Genomic DNA, 5000 nt, shown 5'->3' on the forward strand with positions numbered 1-5000 from the left:
GAAACCGTGTGCCTACAAATAGTCAGAGCCCGTTAACGGGTGATGGCGTGCCTTTTGTAGAATGAACCGGCGAGTTACGATCCCGTGCGAGGTTAAGCTGAAGAGGCGGAGCCGCAGCGAAAGCGAGTCTGAATAGGGCGTTTAGTACGTGGTCGTAGACCCGAAACCAGGTGATCTACCCATGTCCAGGGTGAAGTTCAGGTAACACTGAATGGAGGCCCGAACCCACGCACGTTGAAAAGTGCGGGGATGAGGTGTGGGTAGCGGAGAAATTCCAATCGAACCTGGAGATAGCTGGTTCTCCCCGAAATAGCTTTAGGGCTAGCCTTAAGTGTAAGAGTCTTGGAGGTAGAGCACTGATTGGACTAGGGGTCCTCATCGGATTACCGAATTCAGTCAAACTCCGAATGCCAATGACTTATCCTTAGGAGTCAGACTGCGAGTGATAAGATCCGTAGTCAAAAGGGAAACAGCCCAGACCGCCAGCTAAGGTCCCAAAGTGTGTATTAAGTGGAAAAGGATGTGGAGTTGCTTAGACAACTAGGATGTTGGCTTAGAAGCAGCCACCATTTAAAGAGTGCGTAATAGCTCACTAGTCGAGTGACTCTGCGCCGAAAATGTACCGGGGCTAAATACACCACCGAAGCTGCGGATTGATACCAATGGTATCAGTGGTAGGGGAGCGTTCTAAGGACAGTGAAGTCAGACCGGAAGGACTGGTGGAGTGCTTAGAAGTGAGAATGCCGGTATGAGTAGCGAAAGACGGGTGAGAATCCCGTCCACCGAATGCCTAAGGTTTCCTGAGGAAGGCTCGTCCGCTCAGGGTTAGTCAGGACCTAAGCCGAGGCCGACAGGCGTAGGCGATGGACAACAGGTTGATATTCCTGTACCACCTCTTTATCGTTTGAGCAATGGAGGGACGCAGAAGGATAGAAGAAGCGTGCGATTGGTTGTGCACGTCCAAGCAGTTAGGCTGATAAGTAGGCAAATCCGCTTATCGTAAAGGCTGAGCTGTGATGGGGAAGCTCCTTATGGAGCGAAGTCTTTGATTCCCCGCTGCCAAGAAAAGCTTCTAGCGAGATAAAAGGTGCCTGTACCGCAAACCGACACAGGTAGGCGAGGAGAGAATCCTAAGGTGTGCGAGAGAACTCTGGTTAAGGAACTCGGCAAAATGACCCCGTAACTTCGGGAGAAGGGGTGCTTTCTTAACGGAAAGCCGCAGTGAATAGGCCCAAGCGACTGTTTAGCAAAAACACAGCTCTCTGCGAAGCCGTAAGGCGAAGTATAGGGGGTGACACCTGCCCGGTGCTGGAAGGTTAAGGAGAGGGGTTAGCGTAAGCGAAGCTCTGAACTGAAGCCCCAGTAAACGGCGGCCGTAACTATAACGGTCCTAAGGTAGCGAAATTCCTTGTCGGGTAAGTTCCGACCCGCACGAAAGGTGTAACGATTTGGGCACTGTCTCAACCAGAGACTCGGTGAAATTATAGTACCTGTGAAGATGCAGGTTACCCGCGACAGGACGGAAAGACCCCGTGGAGCTTTACTGTAGCCTGATATTGAATTTTGGTACAGTTTGTACAGGATAGGCGGGAGCCATTGAAACCGGAGCGCTAGCTTCGGTGGAGGCGCTGGTGGGATACCGCCCTGACTGTATTGAAATTCTAACCTACGGGTCTTATCGACCCGGGAGACAGTGTCAGGTGGGCAGTTTGACTGGGGCGGTCGCCTCCTAAAGTGTAACGGAGGCGCCCAAAGGTTCCCTCAGAATGGTTGGAAATCATTCGTAGAGTGCAAAGGCATAAGGGAGCTTGACTGCGAGACCTACAAGTCGAGCAGGGACGAAAGTCGGGCTTAGTGATCCGGTGGTTCCGCATGGAAGGGCCATCGCTCAACGGATAAAAGCTACCCCGGGGATAACAGGCTTATCTCCCCCAAGAGTCCACATCGACGGGGAGGTTTGGCACCTCGATGTCGGCTCATCGCATCCTGGGGCTGTAGTCGGTCCCAAGGGTTGGGCTGTTCGCCCATTAAAGCGGTACGCGAGCTGGGTTCAGAACGTCGTGAGACAGTTCGGTCCCTATCCGTCGTGGGCGTAGGAAATTTGAGAGGAGCTGTCCTTAGTACGAGAGGACCGGGATGGACGCACCGCTGGTGTACCAGTTGTTCTGCCAAGGGCATAGCTGGGTAGCTATGTGCGGAAGGGATAAGTGCTGAAAGCATCTAAGCATGAAGCCCCCCTCAAGATGAGATTTCCCATAGCGTAAGCTAGTAAGATCCCTGAAAGATGATCAGGTTGATAGGTTCGAGGTGGAAGCATGGTGACATGTGGAGCTGACGAATACTAATAGATCGAGGACTTAACCATATAATATGTAGCAAATGTTATCTAGTTTTGAAGGAATATGCCTTCATAGTTTGGTGATGATGGCAGAGAGGTCACACCCGTTCCCATACCGAACACGGAAGTTAAGCTCTCTAGCGCCGATGGTAGTTGGGACCTTGTCCCTGTGAGAGTAGGACGTCGCCAAGCAACTTTAAGACGAGTCAGAATGACTCGTCTTTTTTGTGTTTTATAACTTCTTTTCAAAGCTAAATATTTTGAAGTGCTTCTCGCTTTTCAAAAAGGTTTTTGAGTACGTAGCTATATAAGTTTTATTCAATTTCTTTCGTGATTCTTTATATGTAATTTAAGATTTTCTATTTTATTTCTTAAAGATAGGATTCATCAATGTGTTAAAATAGTACAGTTGTTTTTGATGTACTTTAATATAAGAAGATTTAAGTTAGAAAAGGAGATAATATGAAAAAGATAAGTATAATTACTATAGTAGTCTTAGTCCTGCTAGTAATCGTGTATATGTTAGTTGGGAATTATTTTTATAACTACGCGTTAAATGCGAAACAAGAAAAAGAATTTTTGCAAGATAATCCTCATTTAGTAGAAACGGTAAATGCGTCGGTAGATGTATTGGCTGCAAATGAAGAAAAGAATGCAAACTTCGTATCGAAGTATAAACCTAACACATTAACTATACGTTCTTTCGATAAATTAAATTTAAAAGGTTATGAATATATGAATGAACCATCCAGTCATAAATGGGCAATTGTAGTTCATGGATACAATGGTAGAGCATCAGAAATGACGAAATATGTTCGTAACTTTTATGAACAAGGCTATAATGTCATAGCACCAGACCTTCGTGGACACGGAAATAGTGAAGGGGATTATGTTGGTATGGGCTGGCATGATCGTAAAGATGTTTTGATTTGGATTCAACAAATCTTGAAGAAAGACCCTAATGCTGAAATAGCTCTATTTGGTGTTTCAATGGGCGGGGCAACTGTAATGATGACTTCAGGAGAAGATTTACCTTCTAATGTTAAAGTTATTATTGAAGATTGTGGATACTCAACTGTTATTGATGAATTTACTTATCAACTAAAAGATTTATTCCATTTACCGAAGTTTCCTGTTATGAATGCGGCAAATATGGTTACTAAATTAAGAGCTGGTTACGATTTAGAAGAGGCTTCAGCTGTAAAACAAGTAGCGAAAAGTAAAACACCTATGCTGTTCATTCATGGGGATGCTGATACATTCGTTCCTTTTGAAATGTTAGATGAAGTATATAATGCTGCAAAAGTAGAAAAAGAGAAATTAATTGTTCCAGGTGCTGGACATGGAGAAGCGGAGAAAGTAGATTCGAATAAATATTGGAATACTGTATGGAAGTTCGTAGGGAAGTATATTCCGGCATAATTAAAGTTGTTGCATTTATATAGACGATAATCGGAGGGATAATAGTTAATCCTTTTGATTATCGTTTTTTTTTTTGTTAATTAGGTATTCTGCTATAAGTGTGTTTTTGTATGTACTATATGAAGGAGATAGAGCAAAAACTTTTGAATTCCTTAATCTCAGTGCTACAATGATTGAAAACTAAATGTTAATGAGGTGTTTTTTATGAAAATTGAAGTATGGTCGGATTTTGTATGTCCATTTTGCTATATTGGGAAACGTAGATTAGAGATGGCTTTAGAACAATTTCCACATAAGAAGGATGTTGAAGTTGAGTTTAAAAGTTTTGAATTAGACCAAAATGCTCCAATCTATTCTGGAACAAGTATTAATGAAGTACTTGCATCAAAGTATGGAATTAGTATTGAAGAAGCTAAGCGTAATAACGTACAGTTAGGAAATCATGCAGCTAGTATGGGTTTAAGTTTTAATTTTGATGAGATGAAGCCGACTAATACTTTTGATGCGCATCGTCTTGCTAAGTTTGCAAAGAATCAAGGGAAAGAAAAAGAGATTACAGAAAATTTACTTTTTGCATATTTCACTGAATCGAAAAATTTAAGCGATGTGGATACACTTGCTACTATCGCTGAAGCTTCAGGTTTAGATAAGCAAGAATCTTTAAATGTTATTAATGATAAAAATGCGTATGCAAATGATGTTAGAATTGATGAAGCGATTGCTCAGCAATATCAAATTTCGGGAGTGCCTTATTTTATTATTAATCAAAAGTATGCTATTTCAGGTGCACAACCACTTGAAACTTTTGTTGGTGCACTTCAGCAAGTGTGGGAAGAAGAGAATCCTGCACCTAAGTTGCAAGAACTTTCTTCAGAGGGTGGAAGCGATCTTTCTTGTACTGATGGAAGTTGTTCGGTGCCGTCGAAAGAACAATAGTTTTTATGGTAGAAGAGCACCCCATAGATTGTTCTGTGGGATGCTTGTATATAACTTATAGAAGAAATACGTAAATGAAATCTATAAAATATAAAGTTTTTTAAAAAATGTATTGACGATTATACTTTAGAGGTGTAATATATAACAAGTCGCCGATGACATTAACGTCGAAAGCGACAAACGAAATAAAAAACTTAGTTGACATCAATTAACGAAAGTGTTAACATAAGGAAGTCGCAAATGAGCGACTAAGTAGTTCTTTGAAAACTGAACGAAACAAACAACGTGAAACGTCAATTTTTAT

General features: G+C 42.4%; 2 protein-coding genes and 2 rRNA genes (1 of these 4 running past the window's edge). All 4 read left to right on the forward strand.

Going from position 1 to position 5000, the window contains the following annotated elements; genetic code table 11:
- Positions 1 to 2365, forward strand: a 23S ribosomal RNA gene (locus V7S45_RS01560) (it extends 557 nt beyond the left edge of the window).
- A gap of 49 nt (positions 2366 to 2414) precedes the next feature.
- Positions 2415 to 2530: ribosomal RNA gene (gene rrf / locus V7S45_RS01565) — 5S ribosomal RNA — on the forward strand.
- A gap of 270 nt (positions 2531 to 2800) precedes the next feature.
- Positions 2801 to 3760, forward strand: a complete 960-nt coding sequence (locus tag V7S45_RS01570; protein WP_025689588.1) for an alpha/beta hydrolase — start codon at positions 2801 to 2803, stop codon at positions 3758 to 3760.
- Between the two features lie 204 nt (positions 3761 to 3964).
- Positions 3965 to 4696 (forward strand): DsbA family oxidoreductase, encoded by a 732-nt coding sequence (locus V7S45_RS01575; protein ID WP_000687943.1) that lies wholly within the window; start codon positions 3965 to 3967, stop codon positions 4694 to 4696.
- The last annotated feature ends 304 nt before the right edge of the window (positions 4697 to 5000 follow it).

It is taken from the genome of Bacillus sp. BR3(2024) (assembly GCF_039134555.1).
GTDB classification, from domain to species: domain Bacteria; phylum Bacillota; class Bacilli; order Bacillales; family Bacillaceae_G; genus Bacillus_A; species Bacillus_A cereus.

Coding starts and splice junctions, on each gene's coding strand:
- V7S45_RS01575 (WP_000687943.1), top strand. CDS start 3,965: ATGAAAATTGAAGTATGGTCGGATTTTGTATGTCCATTTTGCTATATT.
- V7S45_RS01570 (WP_025689588.1), top strand. CDS start 2,801: ATGAAAAAGATAAGTATAATTACTATAGTAGTCTTAGTCCTGCTAGTA.